The sequence below is a fragment of the Streptomyces sp. NPDC002701 genome (assembly GCF_042889045.1).
Taxonomy (GTDB): Bacteria; Actinomycetota; Actinomycetes; order Streptomycetales; family Streptomycetaceae; genus Streptomyces.
Genome location: NZ_JBIAQL010000037.1, coordinates 1 through 23,169, shown reverse-complemented (window position 1 = coordinate 23,169; position 23,169 = coordinate 1). Strand labels below are relative to the sequence as shown.

Sequence of the window (23,169 nt, the reverse complement as noted above, 5' to 3'; positions counted from 1 at the left end):
CGGGCTCCGCGCCCGCCGGCCGTCACCAGCAGGGTCGGGGCGTGGAATCCGGAGATCGACGCTTCCCGCGTTCTCACGTGTGTGCGTGTTCCGGAGTCTCATGGAGAGGTGAGCACCTGATGTCGTCGAACGAGGACAAGCTCCGCGCGTACCTCAAGCGGGCCGTGGCGGACCTCCAGGAGGCCCGGCAGCAGCTCGGCGAGGCCGAGAACCGGGACCGCGAGCCCGTCGCCGTCGTCGCCATGGCCTGCCGCTACCCCGGCGGCGTGCGCTCCCCCGAGGAGCTGTGGGAGCTGGCCCGGGACGGCGTGGACGCCATCTCCGCGTTCCCCGCCAACCGCGGCTGGGACCTCGACCGGCTCTTCCACCCCGACCCGGCCCACCACGGCACCACGTACGCGCGCGAGGGCGGCTTCCTGCACGAGGCCGGCGAGTTCGACCCGGCCTTCTTCGGGATCTCCCCGCGCGAGGCGCTGGCCATGGACCCGCAGCAGCGCCTGCTCCTGGAGACCTCCTGGGAGGCCCTGGAGCGCGGCGGTATCGTGCCCGACACCCTGACCGGCAGCACCACCGGCGTCTTCGTCGGCACCGGCCACGGCGACTACGACGGCGCCTCCCGCGGACGCCAGGAAGAGGTCGCCGGCCACCTGCTCACCGGCAACACGGTCGCCGTCGCCTCCGGCCGTCTGTCCTACACGTACGGCTTCGAGGGCCCCGCCGTCACGGTGGACACCGCCTGCTCGTCCTCCCTGGTGGCCCTGCACCTGGCCGTACGGTCCCTGCGCCAGGGGGAGTGCTCCCTGGCGCTGGCCGGCGGCGCCACGGTCATGTCGACACCGAAGATGTTCACCGAGTTCTCCCGCCAGCGCGGGCTGGCCGCCGACGGCCGCTGCAAGGCGTTCGCCGCCGCCGCCGACGGCACCGCCTGGTCGGAGGGTGTCGGACTGATCCTGCTGGAGCGCCTGTCCGACGCCCGCCGCAACGGCCACCCCGTCCTGGCGGTGATCCGCGGCTCCGCCATCAACCAGGACGGCGCCTCCAACGGCCTCACCGCGCCCAACGGTCCCTCGCAGCAGCGGCTGATCCGCCAGGCCCTCATCGACTCCGGCCTCACCTCCGCCGAGGTCGACGTGGTCGAGGCGCACGGCACCGGCACGACCCTCGGCGACCCCATCGAGGCGCAGGCCCTGCTCGCCACCTACGGCCGCGACCGCGGTGACGAACGCCCCCTCCTCCTCGGCTCGCTGAAGTCGAACACCGGTCACACCCAGGCCGCGTCCGGGGTCGGCGGCGTCATCAAGATGGTGCAGGCCATGCGGCACGGCACCCTGCCCAAGAGCCTCCACATCGACGCGCCCACCCCGCACGCCGACTGGGCGGACGGCGGCGTCGAACTGCTCACCGAACACACACCCTGGCCGGAGACCGGCCGCCCGCGCCGCGCCGCCGTGTCCTCCTTCGGGGTCAGCGGCACCAACGCCCACCTGGTCCTGGAACAGGCTCCCGCCGAGGACACCCCTGAGATTCCCGACACGGACACGGACACGGCCGGCGGCCCGGCCTGGTTGCCGTGGGTGCTGTCGGGGAAGTCACGTGCGGCGGTGGGGGAGCAGGCCGCCCGGCTGGCCGCGACGGTACGCGCGTCGGACGCGTCGGTGCTGGACGTGGCGCATTCGCTGGCGGTGTCGCGGGTGGCGATGGACCACCGTGCGGTGGTCGTGGGCCGGGACACGGACGAACTGCTGGCCGGGCTGGACGCGCTGGCGGCCGGCGAGCCTTCCGCCCGGGTGGTGGAGGGGGCCGCGGGGGAGGGCTCGGAGGGCGTGGTGTTCGTCTTCCCGGGACAGGGTTCGCAGTGGACCGGGATGGCCGTCGAACTGCTGGCGACCAGCCCGGTGTTCGCGTCCCGCGTCACGGAATGCGCGGAGGCGCTCGCCCCGTTCGTGGAGTGGTCGCTGCTGGACGTCCTGAACGGTGTCGAGGGCGCGGCGTCGTTGGAGCGGGTCGACGTGGTGCAGCCCGCGCTGTGGGCGGTGATGGTGTCGCTGGCCGAGGTGTGGCGCTCGCGGGGTGTGTCGCCTGCCGCGGTGGTGGGCCACTCGCAGGGCGAGATCGCCGCGGCGGTGGTGGCGGGTGGTCTGTCGCTGGAGGACGGCGCGCGGGTGGTGGCGCTGCGGTCGCGCGCGCTGCGCGCACTGTCCGGCCTTGGCGGCATGGTGTCGGTCGCGCGTGGCGTGGACGAGGTCCGCGAGCTGCTGGCGGACCATGAGGGCCGGATAGGTGTGGCGGCGGTCAACGGCCCGTCGTCGGTGGTGGTGTCCGGCGACGCGGACGCGCTGGACGCCTTCGTGACCGCATGTGGCGAGGCCGGTGTACGGGCCCGCCGGATCGCGGTCGACTACGCCTCGCACTCGGCCCATGTGGAGCGTATCGAGGAGGAGTTGGCGGAGCTGCTGGCTCCGGTGGCGCCGCGTCCGTGTGCCGTGCCGTTCTACTCGACGGTCTCGGGCGAGCCGGTCGACACCGCGGACCTGGACGGCTCGTACTGGTACCGCAACCTGCGCGGGACGGTGCGCTTCGAGGCGGCAACGCGTGCGCTGCTGGCGGACGGCTTCCACGTGTTCGTGGAGGTCAGTGCGCATCCGGTGGTGGCCACCGGGGTGCAGGAGACCATCGAGGACGCCGGAGTGCGTGCCGGTGTGGTGGGCACCCTGCGCCGTGACGAGGGCGGCCCGGAACGGTTCGTCCTGTCCTTGGGCGAGGCGTGGGCGCTGGGCGCCGGCGTCGACTGGGACACGTACTACGGCACGTACTACGGCGGCACCCGGCCGCGCCGCGTCGACCTCCCCACCTATCCGTTCAGCCGTGAGTGGTACTGGCTGACGCCCGCCGAGCCGGCCGCCACCGCGTCCGCCGGCGACCCCGCCGACGGCGACTTCTGGTCGGCCGTCGAGAGCGGTGACATCACCCGCCTGTCCTCCGTCCTGGAGGTCACCGGGGACGACGTCGAGGCATTCGGCACCCTGCTGCCCGCGCTCGCCTCCTGGCGTCGCCGCCGCACCCTGCGCTCGACCCTCGACGCCTGGCGCTACCGCGTCACCTGGACCACCCTGACCGGGGCCGACGGCACCGTTCCGGCGGGCCGCTGGCCGGCGCTCGTCCCGGCGGGGCACGCCGACGACCCGTGGGTGGCCGGCGTCCTCGGCGCCCTCACCGCCCGCGGTCTGCGGATCGAGCGCCACGACCTCACCGGCGACGAGGACACCGCCGCCCTCACCGACCTGCTCGCCGGCACGGCGGAGGACGGCCCCGGGGCTGCCGACGACGAACCCGCCGGGGTGCTGTCGCTGCTCGCACTCGACGAGCGCCCCCACCCCGGCCACCCCGCCGTGCCGCGCGGTCTCGCCGCCGCCAAGGACCTGGTGCACGCCCTGTCCGGCACCGGGACCCGGGTGTGGGCCCTGACCCGCGGCGCGGTCTCGGTCGACAGCCGTGACCCGCTGACCTCGCCGGTCCAGGCCGGGACCTGGGGCTTCGGCAGGGCCGTCGCCTTCGAACTCCCCGACACCTGGGGCGGGTCGGCCGACCTGCCCGCCGAGCCCGACGCCCGGGCCCTCACCCGGCTGGCCGCCCTCCTCGGCGGCGACGAGGACCAGATCGCCGTACGGTCCTCCGGAGCCTACGCGCGCCGCCTGGCGCGTATGCCGCTCCCCGAGCCGTCCACGGCCACCGACGGTCCGGCGACCACGGACGCGGGAAGTGCCTCGGAGGACGGCGCCGCAAGCACCACGGACTCTGCGGACTCCTCGGATGCCGTCGACTCCGCGCGCGCCGCCGGCCGGTCCGGTGACGACGACGGAATCGGCGGCTGGGGCGCGCACGACACAGTCCTGATCACCGGCGGCACCGGCGCGCTCGGCGCCCAGGTGGCCCGCTCGCTGGCCGCCTCCGGCGCCCGGCACCTGGTCCTCACCAGCCGCCGCGGCCCGGATGCCCCCGGCGTGGCCGAGCTGGTGGAGGAGCTGACCGGCCTCGGCACCCAGGTCACCGTCACCGACTGCGACGTGGCCGAGCGTGAGCAGCTCGCCCGCCTCCTGGACGGCCTCCCCGCCGAGCTGCCCCTCACCGGTGTGGTGCACGCCGCCGGTGTCCTCGACGACGGCGTCCTCGACTCCCTCACCCTGGACCGCTTCGAGACAGTCCTGCGCCCGAAGACCGCGGGCACCGCCCACCTGCACGAGCTGACCCGCGACCACCCGCTCACCCTGTTCGTGCTGTTCTCGTCGATCGTCGGCGTCCTCGGCAACGCCGGACAGGCCAACTACGCCGCCGCCAACGCCTACCTGGACGCCGTGGCCGAGCAGCGGCGTGCCGAGGGCCTGCCCGTCACCTCCGTGGCCTGGGGCCCGTGGGCCGACGCCGGCATGGCCACCGCCGACGTGCTCACCGACCGGATGAGCCACGACGGTCTGACCCCCATGGACCCCGAGACGGCCGTCGCCGCGCTGCGCGCCGCCGTCGCCGAAGGCACCCCGCACGCCACCGTCGTCGACGTGGACTGGCGCTCGTACGCCGCCGTCATGACGGCGGCCCGGCCCAGCCCGCTGGTCGGGGACCTGCCGGAGGTCCGCCGCGCCCTGGAGGCGGCCGCCGCCGCGGCGCCCGACACCCACGCCCTGCGCGACCGGCTGCGCTCCCTCGCACCCGCCGAGCAGGACCGCCTGCTCACCGACCTGGTCCGGGCCGAGGTCGCCACCGCCCTGCGCCACTCCTCGCCGGACGCCGTCGACGTCAACCGGGCCTTCAAGGACCTGGGCTTCGACTCGCTGACCGCCGTGGAGGTCCGCAACCGGATCACCACCGCCACCGACGTCAAGCTCCCCACCACCCTGCTCTTCGACCACCCGAACACCACGGCGGTCGTCGCGCATCTGCGGACCCTGCTCCTCGGCGAGGACCGCACCGCCGCCGCGCCCGCCGTGGTCTCCGCGGGCGTCACCGACGAACCGATGGCCGTCGTCGCGATGGCCTGCCGCTTCCCCGGCGGGGTCACCACGCCCGAAGAGCTGTGGGACCTCATGGCGGCCGAGCTGGACGCCGTGTCCACCCCGCCCGAGGACCGCGGCTGGGACCTCGACGCGCTGTACGACCCGGACCCCGACCGGCACGGCACCACCTACAGCCGCGAGGGCGGCTTCATCCAGGACGTCGCCGGATTCGACCCGGCGTTCTTCGGGATCTCCCCGCGCGAGGCCCTGGCGATGGACCCCCAGCAGCGCCTGCTGATGGAGACCTCCTGGGAGACCTTCGAGCGCGCCGGCATCGACCCGGGGACCCTGCGCAACAGCGCCACCGGCGTCTTCGTCGGCAGCATCACCACCGACTACCAGGTCCGGCTCGGCGGCGCCGCCGCCCAGGAGCAGCTCGCCGGCCACCTGATGACCGGCAACGCCTCCAGCATCGCCTCCGGCCGCCTGTCCTACACGTACGGCTTCGAGGGCCCCGCCGTCACCATGGACACCGGCTGCTCCTCCTCCATGGTCGCCCTGCACCTGGCACTCCAGTCGCTGCGCACCGGCGAGTGCACCATGGCACTGGCGGGCGGTGTCACCGTCATGTCCACACCCGAGCCCTACGTGGAGTTCTCCCGCCAGCGCGGGCTGGCCGCCGACGGCCGCTGCAAGGCGTTCGCGGAGGGCGCGGACGGCATGGGCTTCGCCGAGGGGGTCGGCCTGGTGCTCCTGGAGCGGCTCTCCGACGCCCGCCGCAACGGCCACCCCGTGCTCGCCGTGATCCGCGGCTCCGCCCTCAACCAGGACGGCGCCTCCAACGGCCTGACCGCCCCCAACGGACCCTCCCAGCAGCGTGTCATCCGCCAGGCCCTGGCCAACGCGGGCCTGACGCCCGCCGACGTCGACGTGGTCGAGGCGCACGGCACCGGCACCCCGCTGGGCGACCCCATCGAGGCGCAGGCCATCCTCGCCACCTACGGCCAGGACCGCGCCCCCGAACGCCCGCTGCTGCTGGGCTCGTTGAAGTCGAACATCGGCCACACCCAGGCCGCCGCCGGTGTCGCCGGCATGATGAAGATGATCCTGGCGATGCGGCACGGCACCCTGCCCAAGAGCCTCCACATCACCAGGCCGACCCCCGTGGTCGACTGGTCGAGCGGCGCCGTACGCCTCACCACCGAGGCCACGCCCTGGCCGGACACCGGCCGCCCCCGTCGCGCCGGTGTCTCCTCCTTCGGGATCAGCGGTACCAACGGCCACCTCATCCTGGAGGAGGCTCCGGCGCCCGAGCCCGCCGACGGCGAGGCTCCGGCCGCCGAACCCGGGGTGGACACGGCCGCCGCTCCGTCGTGGTCGCCGTGGATGCTGTCGGCCAAGTCCCGTGCGGCCGTGGGCGAGCAGGCCGCACGACTGGCCGCCGCCGTCCGCTCGTCGGACGCGCGGGCGCTGGACGTGGCGTACTCGCTGGTGACCACCCGCGTGGCCATGGACCACCGTGCCGTGGTCGTCGGCCGGGACACGGAGGCACTGCTCGCGGGCCTCGACGCGCTGGCCGCGGGCGAGTCCGCCGCCGGTGTCGTGGAGGGCGTCGCGGGCGAGGGCTCCGGCGACGTGGTGTTCGTCTTCCCGGGCCAGGGTTCGCAGTGGGCCGGCATGGCGACCGAACTCCTGGCGACGTCACCGGTGTTCGCGTCGCGGGTCGCGGAGTGCGCGGCGGCGCTGGAGCCGTTCGTGGACTGGTCGCTGCCGGATGTCCTGAACGGTGTGGAGGGCGCGGCGTCGCTGGAGCGCGTGGACGTCGTCCAGCCCGCGCTGTGGGCGGTCATGGTGTCCCTCGCCGAGGTGTGGCGGTCCCGGGGCGTGGAGCCCGCCGCGGTGCTGGGTCACTCGCAGGGGGAGATCGCCGCCGCGGTCGTGGCCGGCGGGCTGTCCCTGCAGGACGGCGCGCGGGTGGTGGCGCTGCGGTCGCGCGCGCTGCGCGCCCTGTCCGGCCTTGGCGGCATGGTGTCGGTCGCGCGGGGCGTGCGGGAGGTGCGCGAGCTGCTGACCGCCTTCGACGGCCGGATCGGCGTCGCCGCCGTCAACGGGCCGGCGTCGGTCGTCGTCTCCGGTGACGCCGACGCCCTGGACGAGTTCCTGGCCCGGTGCGAGCAGACCGGCGTCCGGGCGCGCAGGGTGGTCGTGGACTACGCCTCGCACTCGGCGCACGTCGAGCGGATCGAGGAGGAGCTCGCGGACCTGCTGGCCCCGGTCGTCGGACGGTCCTGCGCGGTGCCGTTCTACTCCACCGTCTCCGGGTCGGTGATCGACACCGCCGAACTGGACGGCGGCTACTGGTACCGCAATCTGCGCGGGACGGTGCAGTTCGAGGCGGCGACGCGTGCGCTGCTGGCCGACGGGTTCCACGTCTTCGTCGAGGTGAGCGCGCACCCGGTCGTCGCGACCGGGATCCAGGAGACCATCGAGGACGCGGGCGCGCGCGCCGGTGTGGTCGGCACGCTGCGCCGCGACGAGGGCGGCCCGGAACGGTTCACCCTCTCCCTGGGCGAGGCATGGGCACTGGGCGCCGACGTCGACTGGGACACGTACTACGAGGGCACCCGGCCCCGCCGCGTCGACCTCCCCACGTACGCCTTCCAGCGGCAGCACTACTGGCCGCGCTTCGCCGACCTCGGCGGGGACGTGACCTCCGCCGGTCTCGACTCGCCCGACCACCCGATGCTCGGCGCCTCGGTCGAACTCGCGAGCGGTGACGGCCTGGTGGCCACCGCCCGCTGGTCGCTGCGCACCCACCCCTGGCTCGCCGACCACGCCGTGTCCGGCACCGTGATCGTGCCCGGCACCGCGCTCGTCGAGTCCGTGATCCGCGCCGGTGACGCCCTCGGCTGCGGTCAGGTCGACGAGCTCACGCTGCAGGCCCCCGTCGTCCTCCAGGAGCGGGGCGAGGTCCAGGTGCAGATCGCGGTCGGCGGGGCCGACGCGTCCGGCCGCCGACCCGTCACCGTCCACACCCGGTCCGCGGCGTCCGCCGGGCCGGCCGGGCAGTCCGGGTTCGACGGTGACCCGGAGGACCTGTGGACGCTGCGCGCCCAGGGCACCCTCGCCGAGCCGAATGACCCCGTCGTGGACGGGCCCGAGGACTTCACCGTGTGGCCGCCGCACGGTGCGACCGCCGTCGCCGCCGAGGGCTTCTACGACCTCCTCGCCGGCCGCGGCTATGAGTTCGGGCCCGTCTTCCAGGGTGTCCGCGCCACCTGGAGCCGTGGCGACGACCTGTTCGCCGAGGTCGTCCTGCCCGAACAGGTCCGCGGCGACGCGGGACGCTTCGGCATCCACCCCGCCCTCTTCGACGCCGCCCTGCACGCGGCCAACCTCGTTCCGGGCGGAGACGGCCGCACCGTCGTGCCGTTCGCCTGGTCCGGGGTGTCGCTGCACGCCGTCGGAGCCACCGCGCTGCGGGTGCGGGTCTCGCCGGCCGGGCAGGACACCGTCACCGTCCACATGACCGATCCGACCGGGGCACCGGTCGCCGTCGTCGAGTCCCTCGTCGTGCGGGAGGTCGCCGCCGAGACCCTCGACGCGTCCGCCCGTGCCGCCCGCGACTGGCTGTTCCGGCTCGACTGGAGCCCCGTCACCCCGTCCGCCGCCGTACCCGCCGTCACCGGCCTCGCCGTCCTCGGCACCCCGGCCGACGCTCCCGACGCCAGCGGTACCCCGCTGCCCGCCTTTGCCACCCTCGCCGAGCTGACCGAGCACCACGAGGTCACCGGCCGACTGCCCGGCGCCGTCCTGCTGTTCGCCGGAGCCGCGTCGGCGGGGTCCACCACAGCGGGGGACACCGCGGCGCAGGACACCGCGGCGCAGGACACCCAGGACGTGCCCGACGCCGTCCTCGACGACGTGCTCGCCACCGTCCAGGGCTGGCTCGCGGACGACCGCGCCGACGGCACCCCGCTGGTCGTCGTCACCCGGGGCGCCGTCGCCACCGGTTCCGGCGACCCCGCCCACGACCTGCCCGGCGCCGCCGTCTGGGGTCTGGTGCGCTCCGCCCAGTCCCAGCACCCCGGCCGCCTCGTCCTCGTCGACCTCGACATCCACGACGACTCCTGGCGGGCCCTGCCCGCCGCGCTCACCACGGGCGAACCCCAACTCGCCGTCCGGCAGGGCGACATGTACGCGCCGCGCCTGGTCCGGCCCCGTACCGCCGACGTCCTCACCGTGCCGTCCGGCGCCGGGGCATGGCGGCTGGACCTCCTGGAGAAGGGCTCCGTCGACAAGCTCGACCTCGTCGCCTGCCCCGAGATCACGGACGGGCCGGCCGCCGGACACGTACTGATCGAGGTGCGGGCCGCCGGACTCAACTTCCGCGACGTGCTGAACACCCTCGGCATGTACCCCGGCCCCGCCGTCCTGCTGGGCGCCGAGGCCGCCGGCGTGGTCACCGCCGTCGGCGAGGGCGTCACGCACTTCGCCCCCGGCGACCGCGTCATGGGCCTGGTCTCGGGCGGCTTCGCCACGCACGCCGTGGCCGACGCCCGCATGGTCGCCCCCGTACCCGAGGGCTGGACCTGGACGCAGGCCGCCTCCGTCCCCGTCGCCTTCCTCACCGCCTACTACGGCCTGCGCGACCTCGCCCGCCTCGACGCCGGGGAGTCCGTCCTCGTGCACGCCGCGGCCGGCGGCGTCGGCATGGCCGCCGTCCAGCTCGCCCGCCACTGGGGCGCCGAGGTCTACGGCACCGCCGGCGACCACAAGCGCGCACTCCTGCGCGCCGACGGCTGGGACGACAGCCACCTCGCCTCCTCCCGCACCCCCGGCTTCGAGGACCGCTTCCGCGCCGTCAGCGAAGGCCGCGGCGTGGACGTCGTCCTCAACTCCCTGGCCGGTGAGTTCGTCGACGCCTCGCTGAGGCTCCTCGCCCCCGGCGGACGCCTCGTCGAGATGGGCAAGACCGACGTCCGCGACCCCGGACAGGTCGTCCGCGACCACCCGGCCGTCACCCTCTACCAGGCGTACGAACTCCGCGAGGCGGGCGAGGACCGCATCCAGGAGATGTTCCGCGACCTGACGGACCTCTTCGCCTCCGGCGCCCTGCGCCCGCTGCCCACCGTCACCTGGGACGTACGCCACTCCCGCGAGGCATTCCGCCACATGGCGCAGGCCAAGCACTACGGCAAGATCGTCCTCACCCTGCCGCGCGCCTGGGACCCCGAGGGCACCGTCCTCATCACCGGTGGCGCGGGCGTCCTCGGCGGCATCCTGGCCCGCCACCTCGTCACCCGGCACGGCATGCGGCACCTGGTCCTCACCGGCCGCCGCGGCCCCGACACCCCGGGCGCCGCCGAACTCCGCGCGGAACTGGAGGAGTCGGGCGCCCGCGTCACCCTCGCCGCCTGCGACGCCGCCGACGCCGACGCGCTCGCCGCGGTCCTCGCCGCCGTGCCCGCCGAACACCCGCTCACCGCGGTCGTGCACGCCGCCGGCGTCCTCGACGACGGCGTCCTGGAGTCCCTCACGCCCGACCGGCTGCGCACCGCCCTGGCCCCGAAGGCCGACGCCGCCCGCCACCTGGACCACCTCACCCGCGGCCTCGACCTCGCGGACCTGGTGCTGTTCTCCGCGGGCGCCGGCGTCTTCGGCAACGCCGGACAGGCCAACTACGCCGCCGCCAACACCTACCTCGACGCGCTCGCCCACCGGCGCCGCGCCGAGGGCCTGCCCACCACCTCCCTGTCCTGGGGCCTGTGGGCCGACACCAGCTCCCTGACCGGCCACCTCGACGACACCGACCTCGCCCGGGTACGCCGCTCCGGCGTCCTGCCGCTGTCCGCCGCCGACGGTATGGCCCTCTTCGACGCCGCCCTCGCCGAACAGCGCCCGCACCTGGTGCCGATCCGCCTCGACACCGGGCAGCTGCGCGCCTCCGGCGGCGAGATCCCGCACCTGCTGCGCGCCCTGTACCGGGGCCCGGTCCGGCGCACCGCCGACGCGGGCGCCGCCACCGGCACCGACGGACTGCGGCTGCGCCTGGCGGGCCGGTCCGCCGACGACCGGCTCGGCGTCCTGCGCGACCTGGTCGGCACCCATGCCGCGGCCGTCCTCGGCCACGCCGACCTTGAACAGCTGCACGACGGCCGCGCCTTCCGCGACCTCGGCTTCGACTCGCTGACCGCCGTCGAACTGCGCAACCGGCTGAACGGCGCCACCGGACTGCGGCTGCCCGCCACCCTCGTCTTCGACCACCCGACCGTCGCCGACCTCGCCGCCTTCCTGGACGGTGAACTCTCCGACGGCACCCCCGCGGCGCTGCCCGCCGCCCCCGCCCCGGCCCCCGCCGCGCACGGCGACGACGAGGTCTTCGCCGTCGTCGGCATGGCCTGCCGCCTGCCCGGCGACGTCCGTTCCCCCGAGGACCTGTGGCGTCTCCTCGCCGACGGCACCGACGCCATCGCGCCCTTCCCCGGCAACCGCGGCTGGGACCTCGACCGGCTCTACGACGCCGTCCCCGAGCACCAGGGCAGCTCCCGCACCCGCGAGGGCGGCTTCCTGCACGACGCCGCCGACTTCGACGCCGACTTCTTCGGCATCTCCCCGCGCGAGGCCCTGGCGATGGACCCGCAGCAGCGGCTCCTCCTGGAGACCTCCTGGGAGGTCTTCGAACGGGCGGGCATCGATCCCCGTTCCGTACGCGGCAGCCGTACCGGCGTCTTCGCCGGCCTGTCCTCCAGCGACTACCTCAAGCGCGTGGCCCACGTGCCCGACGAGATCGCCGGGTACGTCAACAACGGCAACGCCAACAGCATCGTCTCCGGCCGCGTCGCCTACACCCTGGGCCTGGAGGGCCCGGCCGTCACCGTCGACACCGCCTGCTCCTCCTCCCTGGTCGCCCTGCACATGGCGCTCCAGGCACTGCGGCGCGGCGAGTGCACCATGGCACTGGCCGGCGGTGTCACCGTGATGTCCTCGCCCGAGATCATCGTGGACTTCTCCCGCCAGCGCGGCCTGGCCGCCGACGGCCGCTGCAAGCCGTTCGCCGCCGCCGCCGACGGCACCGGCTTCTCCGAGGGCGTCGGTCTGATCCTGGTCGAGCGGCTCTCCGACGCCCGCCGCAACGGCCACCAGGTGCTCGCCCTGGTCCGCGGTTCCGCCGTCAACCAGGACGGCGCGAGCAACGGCCTCAGCGCCCCCAACGGCCCCGCCCAGCAGCGCGTCATCCGCCAGGCCCTCGCCGACGCGGGCATCGGCGCCGCCGAGGTCGACGCCGTCGAGGCGCACGGCACCGGCACCCGGCTCGGCGACCCCATCGAGGCCCAGGCCCTGCTGGCCACGTACGGCCGCGAACGGGACGGCGCCCACCCGCTGCTGCTCGGCTCCGTCAAGTCCAACCTGGGCCACACCCAGGCCGCCGCCGGGGTCGCAGGCGTGATGAAGATGGTGCTCGCGCTGCGGCACGGGACGCTCCCCAAGAGCCTGCACATCGACGCGCCCACCCCGCACGTGGACTGGGAGGGCGACGGCGTCCGGCTGCTCACCGAGGCCACCGAGTGGCCCGTCCCCGCCGTGGCCCGGCCGCGCCGCGCCGCCGTCTCCTCCTTCGGCATCAGCGGCACCAACGCGCACGTCATCCTGGAGGAGGCCCCGGCCGACACCCCGGCCGGCCACGACGTATCGGGTGCCTACGCCACCTCCGCCCCCTCCGAAGCGGGCACCGGGACCGACACCGACGCCGCCCAGGGAGCCACCGGTCCCCTGCCGTGGGTGCTGTCCGCCCGCAGCGAGGCCGCCCTGCGCGGTCAGGCCAAGGCGCTCCTGGCCCACCTGGACACCCACCCGGGAACCGCTCCGGCCGACATCGCCCACTCCCTGGTGACCCGTCGCGCCTCCTTGGAGAAGCGGGCGGTCGTCGTCGGGACCGCCCCGGGCGACTTCCGGGCCGGGCTCGCCTCCCTCGCCGACGGCAGCCCCTCCGCGTCCGTCGTCAGCGGCGGGCGGGGCGCCGGCCGAGACCGCCGGGTCGTCCTCGTCTTCCCCGGCCAGGGCACCCAGTGGGAGGGCATGGGCGCCGAACTCCTCGACGACTCCCCGGTGTTCGCCGACCGCATCGCGGCCTGCGAGGCCGCCCTCGCCCCGCACGTCGACTGGTCGCTCACCGAGGTGCTGCGCCGGGCCGACGACGCTCCCTCGCTGGACAGGGTCGACGTCGCCCAACCGGCCCTGTGGGCGGTGATGGTCGCCCTCGCCGAGGTGTGGCGCGCCCACGGCCTCAAGCCCGCCGCCGTACTCGGCCACTCGCAGGGCGAGATCGCCGCGGCCGCCGTCAGCGGAGCGCTCTCCCTCGCCGACGCCGCCGAGGTCGTCGCCGTCCGCAGTCTGGCCATCGCCCGCGAACTCTCCGGCCACGGCGGCATGGTGGCCGTCGCCGCCCCGCACGAGCAGGTGACCGCACTCCTCGCCGACCTGCCCGGCGTCTGCGTCGCCGCCGTCAACGGGCCCTCCTCCGTCGTGGTGTCCGGCGACACCGACGGCCTCGACACCCTTCTCGCCACCTGCCGGGAGCAGCACGTACGCGCCCGCCGGATCCCCGTCGACTACGCCTCCCACTCGGCGCACGTCGACCGGCTCGCCGAGAGCCTGCCCGCCGCCCTGGCCGGCCTCGAACCCCGCGACGGCGACATCCCGTTCTTCTCCACCGTCACCGCCGACTGGCTGCCCGGCACCGGCCTCGACGGCGCGTACTGGCACCGCAACCTGCGCGGCACCGTCCGTCTGGAGGACTCCCTGAAGGCCCTCGTCGAGCAGGGCCACGACGTGTTCGTCGAATGCAGTCCGCACCCGGTGCTCACCGTCGGCATCGAGGACACCGTCACCTCCGCCGGAACCCGGACCGGAACCGCAAGCGGAACCGGGACCGGAACATCGACCGGAGCCGCGACCGGCGCAGGAGCCGGAGCCGTGGTCCTCGGCTCGTTGCGCCGCGACGACGGCGGCGCCACCCGTGTCCTGACCGCGCTCGCCGCCGCCCACGTGGCCGGGGTGCCCGTCGACTGGCGGCCCGCCGTCGCCCAGGGACGCCCCGTCGACCTGCCGACCTACGCCTTCCAGCGCGAGCGGTACTGGCTGGAGGCGACCGGTGCCCAGGCGGACCCGGCCGGCCTCGACACCGCCGTGCGGCTCGCCGACGGCGGGGCCGTCCTCAGCGGCTCGCTCTCCCTCGCCGCACAGCCCTGGCTGGACGCCCACCGCACGCACGGCACCGCCGTCGTCCCCGCCACCGCCCTCCTCGACTGGGCGGTACGGGCCGGCGACGAGACCGGCCTGCCCCACGTCGCGGAACTCGACGAGCTCACCCCGGTCTTCGTGCCCGACCGGGGCCGCGTCGACATCCAGCTCACCGTCTCCGCGGACACCGGGCGGGCAGAGGAAGGGGACGCTGGCACGACGGCTGAGGGCTCCGGGGGCCGCATGTTCACCGTGCACTCCCGTGTCCTGGACGCGGACGGCCCGGACGCCGACACGGCGGACGGCGCCCCCTGGATCCGTAACGCCACCGGCGTCCTCACCACCGCGCGGCACACCGCCCCCGCCCCGGCGGGACCGGCCACCCGGCCGCCCGCCGACACCGACGACATGGCCGTCACCGATGACGCGGCCGACACCGTCGACACCGACGAGGCCCATGACCTCCTGCACCGCATCGGTCTCGACCTGGACGCCCCGTTCCACGCCGTACGGTCCCTGCGGCGCTCCGGCGGCACGGTCCTGGCCGACATCGACCTGCCCGACAGCGCCCACGCCGACGCCGCCCGCTTCCGCGTCCACCCGGCGCTGCTGCAGGGCGTCCTCGCGCTGGCCGCGACCGCCGAGGACGCCTCCGTGCCGGCCCTGCCCGCCGCCTGGCGGAACGTCACCGTGCATGCCACCGGCGCCACAGGGCTCCGGGTCCGGCTGACCCCCGGCGACGACGGCACCTGGACGGTCGACGCGTACGACACCACCGGCGCCCCCGTCCTCACCGGCACCGCCACGACCCGTCCGGCCGGCTCCGAACGGCTCCCGGCGGTCCCCGGCCCGGACGCCCTGCACCGCGTCACCTGGATCCCGTGGACCGACGCCTCCCGCGACGGAACACCGGAGCACACCGGCCCCTGGGCGGTCCTCGGCACCCCCGGACGGCTCACCGCCGCCCTGGAGCGGACCGGCGCCACGGTCCAGGTCCACGCCGACCTCGCGGCCCTCGCCACGGCCCTCGACAGCGGCGCGGCCGAACGGCCCGCCCTGGTCGTGGCCGCCCACAGCCACGACAACGGCCACGACGCCGGTCATGACAGCGGCGGCGACCCGGCCGCCGCCGCGCACACCTCCGCACGACGCGCACTCGCCCTGGCCACCGACTGGCTGGCCGACCCCCGGCACACCGGCACCCGGCTCCTCGTCGTCACCGAGGGCGCCCTCGCCACCGGCCCGGACGACACCGTCCCCGGCCTCGCCGACGCCACCGCCTGGGGGCTGCTGCGCTCCGCGCAGACCGAGCACCCCGGACGCTTCCTCCTCGCCGACCTCGACCCGGCCGCACCCGACACGCCCGCCGCGCGGGCAGCCGTCGCGAACACTCCGGACCGTCAGGACCCCTCGGCCGACGCCCTGATCGCCGCCGTGACCGCGGCGGCGGACACCGGCGAGAACCAGTTCGCGGTACGGGCGGGCACCGTCACCGTGCCGCGCCTGGTCCGCGCCGACCACCCCGACGGCGCCCCCGAGCCCGCCGCCACCGCCCCCTGGGGGGACGGCACCGGCTCCGGCACCGTCCTCATCACCGGCGGCACCGGCGCCCTCGGCGCCCTCGTCGCCCGCCACCTGGTCACCCGCCACGGCGTACGGCACCTGCTGCTCACCGGCCGCCGCGGACCCGACGCCCCCGGCGCGGCCGCCCTGCGTGAGGAACTCACCGCACTCGGCGCCGAGACCGACATCGTCGCCTGCGACGCGGCCGACCGCGAGCAACTCGTCCGCCTCCTCGGCGCCGTACCCGCCGAACACCCCCTGACCGCGGTGGTCCACGCGGCGGGCGTCCTCGACGACGGCCTGCTCGACAGCCTCACCCCCGACCGTGTGGACCACGTCCTGCGGCCCAAGGCGGACGCAGCCTGGCACCTGCACGAACTCACCCGCGACACCAAACTCTCCGCGTTCGTGCTGTTCTCGTCCTACGCCGGTGTCGCAGGCGGCCCCGGCCAGGCCAACTACGCCGCCGCCAACGCCTATCTGGACGCCCTCGCCCAGCACCGGCGCGCCCGCGGCCTCACCGCGCACTCCCTCGCCTGGGGCTTCTGGGAGGACCGCAGCGAACTCACGGGAGCCCTCGACGACGCCGACGTGGCCCGTCTGGCACGCTCCGGCATTCGTCCCCTGACCGCCGACCAGGGCCTCGGCCTCCTCGACACGGCCACCCTCCTCGACACCGCCCAACTGGTCCCGGTACGGCTCGACACCCGCACCCTGCGCGCCGACGAGGTCCCCCCGCTGCTACGGGCCCTCGCCCGTCCGGCCGCACGACGCACCGCCGCCTCCGGCACCAGCACCGGTACGGGCACGGGTACGGGTGGCGACGGCCCGGCGGACTTCCGGCAGCGGCTCGCCGGCCTCGACGGACCACGGCAACAGGCACTGCTGCACCGGGTCGTCCTCGGCCATGTCGCCGCCGTGCTCGGCCACGCCTCCGCCGAGTCGCTCGACGCGGGCCGCGGCTTCCTCGACCTCGGCATGTCCTCACTGACCGCGGTCGAACTCCGCAACCGGCTCAACGCCGAGACCGGACTGACCCTGCCCACCACCCTGATCTTCGACCACCCGGACCCGGCAGCGCTCGTCCACCACCTGCGCACCGAACTGGGCACGGCCACCGACGGACCGGAACAGCCCGTCTTCGCCGAACTGGCCGTCCTCGAAGCCGCCGTCGGCGGCGCCGCACTCGACGACCAGGACCGCGCCCACCTGGCCCAGCGCCTCAAGGCCCTCCAGTGGAAGCTCGGCTCCACCCAGGACGGCCCCGAGCACGACGACGACTCCGACCTCGACACCTCCACGGACGACGAGATGTTCGACCTGATCGACAACGAACTGGGACTCGCCTAGCCGGCATCCGCCGACGCGCCACCAGCGCGCCGGCGGACCCCGCCCCGTCCCCGATCCGGCCACCGCGTCCTTCTCGAACTCAGAGGATCCACCCCATGGCAAGCTCCGAAGACAAGCTCCGCGACTACCTCAAGAAGGTCACCGCAGACCTGCGCCGCACGCGGCTGCGGCTGGAGTCTGTCGAGGCACGGGAGAGCGAGCCCATCGCCGTCATCGGCATGGCCTGCCGCTTCCCCGGCGGCGTCGGCTCACCGGAGGACCTGTGGCGGCTCGTCGCCGAGGGCACCGACGCCGTCGGCCCGCTGCCGGAGGACCGGGGCTGGGACCTGGACTCCCTCTACGACCCCGACCCGGGCACCCCCGGCAAGAGCTACGTCCGCGAGGGCGGCTTCCTCGACGCCGCCGCAGACTTCGACGCCGACCTGTTCGGCATCGCCCCCCGCGAGGCCCTCGCCATGGACCCCCAGCAGCGGCTCCTCCTGGAGACCGCCTGGGAGGCCGTCGAACGCGCCCGCATCAGCCCCGCCTCCCTCCGCAACACCGACACCGGCGTGTTCGTCGGCGGCGCCGACACCAACTATGGCTCGCTCGCCCGCACCGCCGAGGAGACCGAGGGCCACAACCTCACCGGCGGCGCCATGAGCGTCCTGTCCGGCCGTATCTCCTACACCCTCGGCCTCGAAGGCCCCGCCGTCACCGTCGACACCGCCTGCTCCTCCTCCCTGGTCGCCCTGCACCTCGCGGTCCGCGCCCTGCGCGCCGGCGAGTGCTCCCTGGCGTTCACCGGCGGCGTCGCCATGATGCCGACCACCGAACTGTTCACCGAGTTTTCCCGGCAGCGCGGCCTCGCCGCCGACGGCCGCTGCAAGCCCTTCGCCGAGGCCGCCGACGGCACCTCCTGGGGCGAGGGCGTCGGCGTCCTCCTCGTCGAACGCCTCTCCGACGCCCGCCGCAACGGCCACCCGGTGCTCGCCGTGGTCCGCGGCTCCGCCGTCAACCAGGACGGCGCCAGCAGCCGCCTCACGGCCCCCAACGGCCCCTCCCAACGACGGGTCATCGAGGCCGCACTCGCCGACGCCCGCCTCACCCCCGACCAGGTGGACGCCGTCGAGGCACACGGCACCGGCACCACCCTGGGCGACCCCATCGAGGCCCAGGCCCTCCTCGCCACGTACGGGCGCAACCGTCCCGACGGACATCCGCTGCGCCTGGGCGGCATCAAGTCGAACATCGGCCACGCCCAGGCCGCCGCGGGCGTGGCGGGCGTCATCAAGATGGTCATGGCGATGCGGCACGGCCTGCTGCCCGCCACCCTCCACGTCGACACCCCCACCTCGCACGTCGACTGGACCACCGGTTCCGTCGAACTCCTCACGGAGGCGATCGACTGGCCCGAGGCCGACCACCCCCGCCGGGCCGGCGTCTCCGCCTTCGGCATCAGCGGCACCAACGCCCACGTCCTGCTGGAACAGGCCACCCCCGAGAGCACCGACGCCGGCGACGGTGACGGCACCGCCCCGGCCGAGGACGACGCGCCCGCCGACACCCCGGCCGTGACCGACCCGGCCGTCACCCCCTGGCTCCTGTCCGCGCGCTCGGACACCGCGCTGCGCGCCCAGGCCACCCGGCTCCTGGCCCACTTCGGAAACGCCCCGGACACCGGCGACGGGACCCCCGCCCCGCGCCCCGCCGACATCGCCCTCTCCCTCGCCACCAGCCGCGCCCCGCTCCCGCACCGAGCGGTGGTACTGGCCACCGACCCCGCGACCACCGAGGCGGCCCTCACCGCCCTCGCCGCCGCCGAACCCCACCCGGCCGTCCTGGAGGACAGCGTCCGCGGCGGCTACACGGCGTTCCTGTTCTCGGGTCAGGGTTCGCAGCGGTTGGGTATGGGGCGTGCGTTGTCCGCGCGTTTCCCGGTGTTCGCCGAGTCCTTCGACGCGGTGTGCGCCGGGCTGGATGCGCATCTGGACCGTCCGCTGCGGGACGTGGTGTGGGGCGAGGACGAGTCGGTTCTCAACGGCACGGCCTACGCGCAGGCGGGTCTGTTCGCCGTCGAGGTCGCTCTCTTCCGGTTGGTGGAGTCGTGGGGTGTGCGGCCGGAGTTCGTGGCCGGGCATTCGATCGGTGAGGTGGCGGCTGCGCATGTGGCGGGGGTGTTCTCGCTGGCGGACGCCTGTGCCCTGGTCGCGGCGCGTGGGCGGTTGATGCAGGCATTGCCTGATGGTGGCGCGATGGTGGCGGTGGAGGCCACTGAGGCGGAGGTGCGGGAGCACCTCGGATCCGCCGAGGGTGTGTCGGTCGCCGCGGTGAACGGTCCGTCGTCGGTGGTGGTGTCGGGTGTCGAGGCCGCGGTGGAGGGTGTGGCGGAGGTGTTCCGTGGTTTGGGGCGGCGTACGTCCCGGCTGCGGGTGTCGCATGCGTTCCACTCGCCGTTGATGGAGCCGATGCTCGCGGAGTTCCGGGAGGTGGTGGCGGGGCTGTCGTTCGGCGAGCCGGGGCTTGCGGTGGTGTCGAACGTGAGTGGCCGGATCGCGGAGGCCGGTGAACTGGTCACCCCGGACTACTGGGTGAGTCATGTCCGGGAGGCGGTGCGTTTCGACGACGGGGTGCGGGTGCTGGTGGAGCAGGGCGTGTCCCGGTTCCTGGAGCTGGGTCCCGATGGTGTGCTGAGCGGTATGGCGCGCGAGAGCGCGGGTGAGGACGCGGTCCTGGTCCCGCTGCTGCGCAAGGACCGCGACGAGGAGAGCGCCACGCTGGACGCGCTCGGCCGGCTCCACACCACCGGTGTGACCGTCGACTGGACCGCCGTCCTCGACGGCACCGGCGCCCGGCTGACCGACCTCCCGACCTACGCCTTCCAGCATGAGCGCTACTGGCCCGTGCCCACCCTGTCGGCCGCCGGGGACGTCGAGTCCGCGGGTCTCCGCGCCGCCGGCCACCCCCTGCTCAGCGCCGCCGTCGAACTCTTCGACACCGGCGCCCTGTTGCTCACCACCCGGCTGTCGCTGCGCACCCATCCATGGCTCGCCGAGCACGTCGTCATGGGCGACGCCCTGCTCCCCGGCACCGCCTTCGTCGAACTGGCGGTCAGGGCCGGGGACGAGGTCGGTTGCGAGCGCGTCGAGGAACTCACCCTCGCCGCCCCTCTGGTCCTCCCGGAACACGGCGGTGTGCAACTGCACCTGCACGTCGGTCCGGCCGACGCCGCAGGCCGCCGTGCCCTCACCGCCCGGTCCCGCCCGGAGAGCGCCGAGGACCTGCCCTGGACCGAGCACGCCACCGGCGTCCTGGCCCCCGGCGAGCGCACCGCCGACTTCGACACGACGGTCTGGCCGCCCGCCGACGCCGAACCCCTCGACCTCACCGGCCTCTACGAGCGCATGGCCGAGGGCGGCTACCGCTACGGCCCGCTCTTCCAGGGCCTGCGGGCCGCCTGGCGGCGCGGCGACGAGGTCTTCGCCGAGGTCGCCCTGCCCGAGGGTGCCGAGCGTGACGCCGCCGCCTACGGACTGCACCCGGCGCTGCTCGACGCGTCCCTGCACATCTCCGCTCTAGGCGGCCTCGCCAAGGGCGTGGTCCCGTTCTCCTGGGAAGGAGTGTGCCTGCACGCCTCCGGCGCCCAGGCGGTACGCGTCCGCATGACCCGTACCGGCGACGAGTCCGCCACGGTCGCCGTGGTCGACCCGGCCGGCGCCCCCGTCGCGAGCGTCGAGAACCTGGTCCTGCGCGCAGTCGCCTCCGGTCCGGCCGGGACCGACGACTCGACCCGTGACTCGCTGTTCCAGGTGGAGTGGGTCGCGGCCCGGGCCATTGAGGCCGGTGCCGCGGCGGGTCCGGTGGGTGTGCTGGGTGAGGTTGCGGGGCTATCGGCGGTCGCGGGGCTGTCGGGTGACGGGTTCGTGGCGTTCGCGGGTCTTGAGGAGCTGGCCGGTGCCGGTGCGGTGCCGGGAACGGTGCTCGTCGAGGCCGGTGTTTCCCTCGACGCCGCTGATGTCGTTGGTTCCGTGCATGGTGCTGCGGTGCGGGTGCTGGAGTTGGTCCGCTCGTGGCTGGCGGAGGAGCGGTTCGCCGACTCGCGTCTGGTGTTCGTCATCCAGGGCGCCGAGGGCGGTGGTGATCTGTCGGTTGCGGCTGTTCGCGGTCTGGTGCGCTCGGCGGTGTCGGAGCATCCGGACCGGTTTGCTCTGTTGGGTGTCGAGTCCGGTGTGGATGCGGGATCGGTGCGTGCTGCTCTGGCGGTGGGTGAGCCGGAGGCCGTGGTGGGCGTTGGTGGGGTGCGGGTGCCGCGCCTGGCCCGGGTCACTGCGGATGCGGCTTTGGGCGCGGGTCCGCGGTGGGAGCGCGGGCCGGTGCTGGTGACAGGTGGGACGGGTGGTCTGGGCCGGACCGTGGCCCGGCATCTGGTGGCGGAGCACGGTGTGCGTGAACTGCTGTTGGTGAGCCGGCGCGGTGCGGACGCGGCGGGTGCCGGCGAGCTGGTTGCCGAGTTGTCGGCGGCCGGTGCGCGGGTGTCGGTCGAGGCGTGTGATGTGGCGGATGCCGGTGCGGTGGCGGAGTTGGTGTCGCGGTATGCGGTGGGTGCGGTGGTGCATTCCGCTGGTGTGCTGGATGACGGCACCGTCGAGTCGTTGACGCCGGAGCGGTTGGCGGGTGTGCTGCGGGCGAAGGTGGACGCGGCGTGGAACCTGCACGAGGCGACGAAGGACCTCGACCTGGACGCCTTCGTCCTCTTCTCCTCCATGTCCGGCGTCCTCGGCGGCCCCGGCCAGGCCAACTACGCGGCGGGCAACACCTTCCTCGACGCCCTGGCCGCCCACCGCCGCTCCCTCGGCCTGCCCGCCACCTCCTTGGCCTGGGGCCCGTGGACCCAGAACGCCGGCATGATCGGCACCCTCTCCGACACCGATGTGCGCCGCATCGCCCGGGCGGGAATGCCCGAACTCACCCCCGACCAGGGCACGGCGCTGTTCGACGCCGCCCTGGCCTCCGGTGAGCCGCTCGTCCTGCCCGTACGGCTCGACCTGGCCGCGCTGCGTGCGCAGGCCGACCCGCACCCCATGATGCTCGGACTGGTCCGCCGCCGTACCCGTCGTTCGGCGGCCGGGGGAACGGCGGCGACGGCGGGTCTGGTGCAGCGTCTGGAGGCGCTGGGCGCCGAGGAGCGGCGGGAGGTCCTGCTCGATCTGGTGCGGGGTCAGATCGCGGTGGTGCTGGGGCATTCCGGTGCGCTGACGGTGGATCCGGCGCGGGCCTTCCAGGATCTGGGCTTCGACTCGCTGACCGCGGTGGAGCTGCGCAACCGGCTGGGCAAGGCGACGGGCCTGCGGCTGTCCGCGACCGTCGTCTTCGACTACCCGACGGCACAGGCGCTGGCGGGGTATCTGCTGGACGAGCTGTTCGGTGGGGTGGAGTCGGCCGTGGCGGTGCCGGTGTCGGTGCTGCCGTCACTGGCGGACGACCCGGTGGTCATCGTCGGGATGGCGTGCCGTTATCCGGGTGGGGTTTCTTCGCCCGAGGACCTCTGGCGCGTCGTCTCCGAGGGCGTGGACGCCGTCACGGAGTTCCCGGTGAACCGTGGCTGGGACATCGACACCCTCTACAACCCGGACCGGGATGCCTCCGGTACCACCTACACCAAGGCCGGCGGCTTCCTCCACGAGGCCGGTGCCTTCGACCCCGACTTCTTCGGGATGAGTCCGCGGGAGGCGGTGGCGACGGACGCGCAGCAGCGGTTGCTGCTGGAGACGACGTGGGAGGCGATCGAGCGGTCCGGCATCGACCCGGTGTCGCTGCGCGGCAGCCAGACGGGTGTCTTCGCCGGCGTCATGTACAACGACTACGGCAACATGCTCGCCGACGAGCAGTACGAAGGCTTCCGCAGCAACGGCAGTGCGCCCAGCATCGCGTCCGGCCGCGTCTCCTACACCTTCGGGTTCGAGGGCCCGGCAGTGACCGTGGACACGGCGTGCTCGTCGTCCTTGGTGGCGTTGCACTGGGCGGCGCAGGCGTTGCGCTCGGGTGA

The 23,169-nt window shown here is 74.7% G+C and carries 2 protein-coding genes; both read left to right on the top strand.

From position 1 onward, the window contains the following. The first annotated feature begins 119 nt into the window (after positions 1–119). Complete coding sequence (locus ACFYXC_RS39495) at positions 120–17,144, top strand: SDR family NAD(P)-dependent oxidoreductase (RefSeq protein ID WP_389557681.1); 17,025 nt, start codon at positions 120–122, stop codon at positions 17,142–17,144. A 95-nt stretch (positions 17,145–17,239) separates the two neighbouring features. Then, positions 17,240–23,169, top strand: a 5,930-nt coding sequence (locus ACFYXC_RS39490) for a type I polyketide synthase (RefSeq protein ID WP_389557678.1), incomplete at its 3' end; no start/stop codon positions are given.

Coding starts and splice junctions, on each gene's coding strand:
- ACFYXC_RS39495 (WP_389557681.1), top strand. CDS start 120: ATGTCGTCGAACGAGGACAAGCTCCGCGCGTACCTCAAGCGGGCCGTG.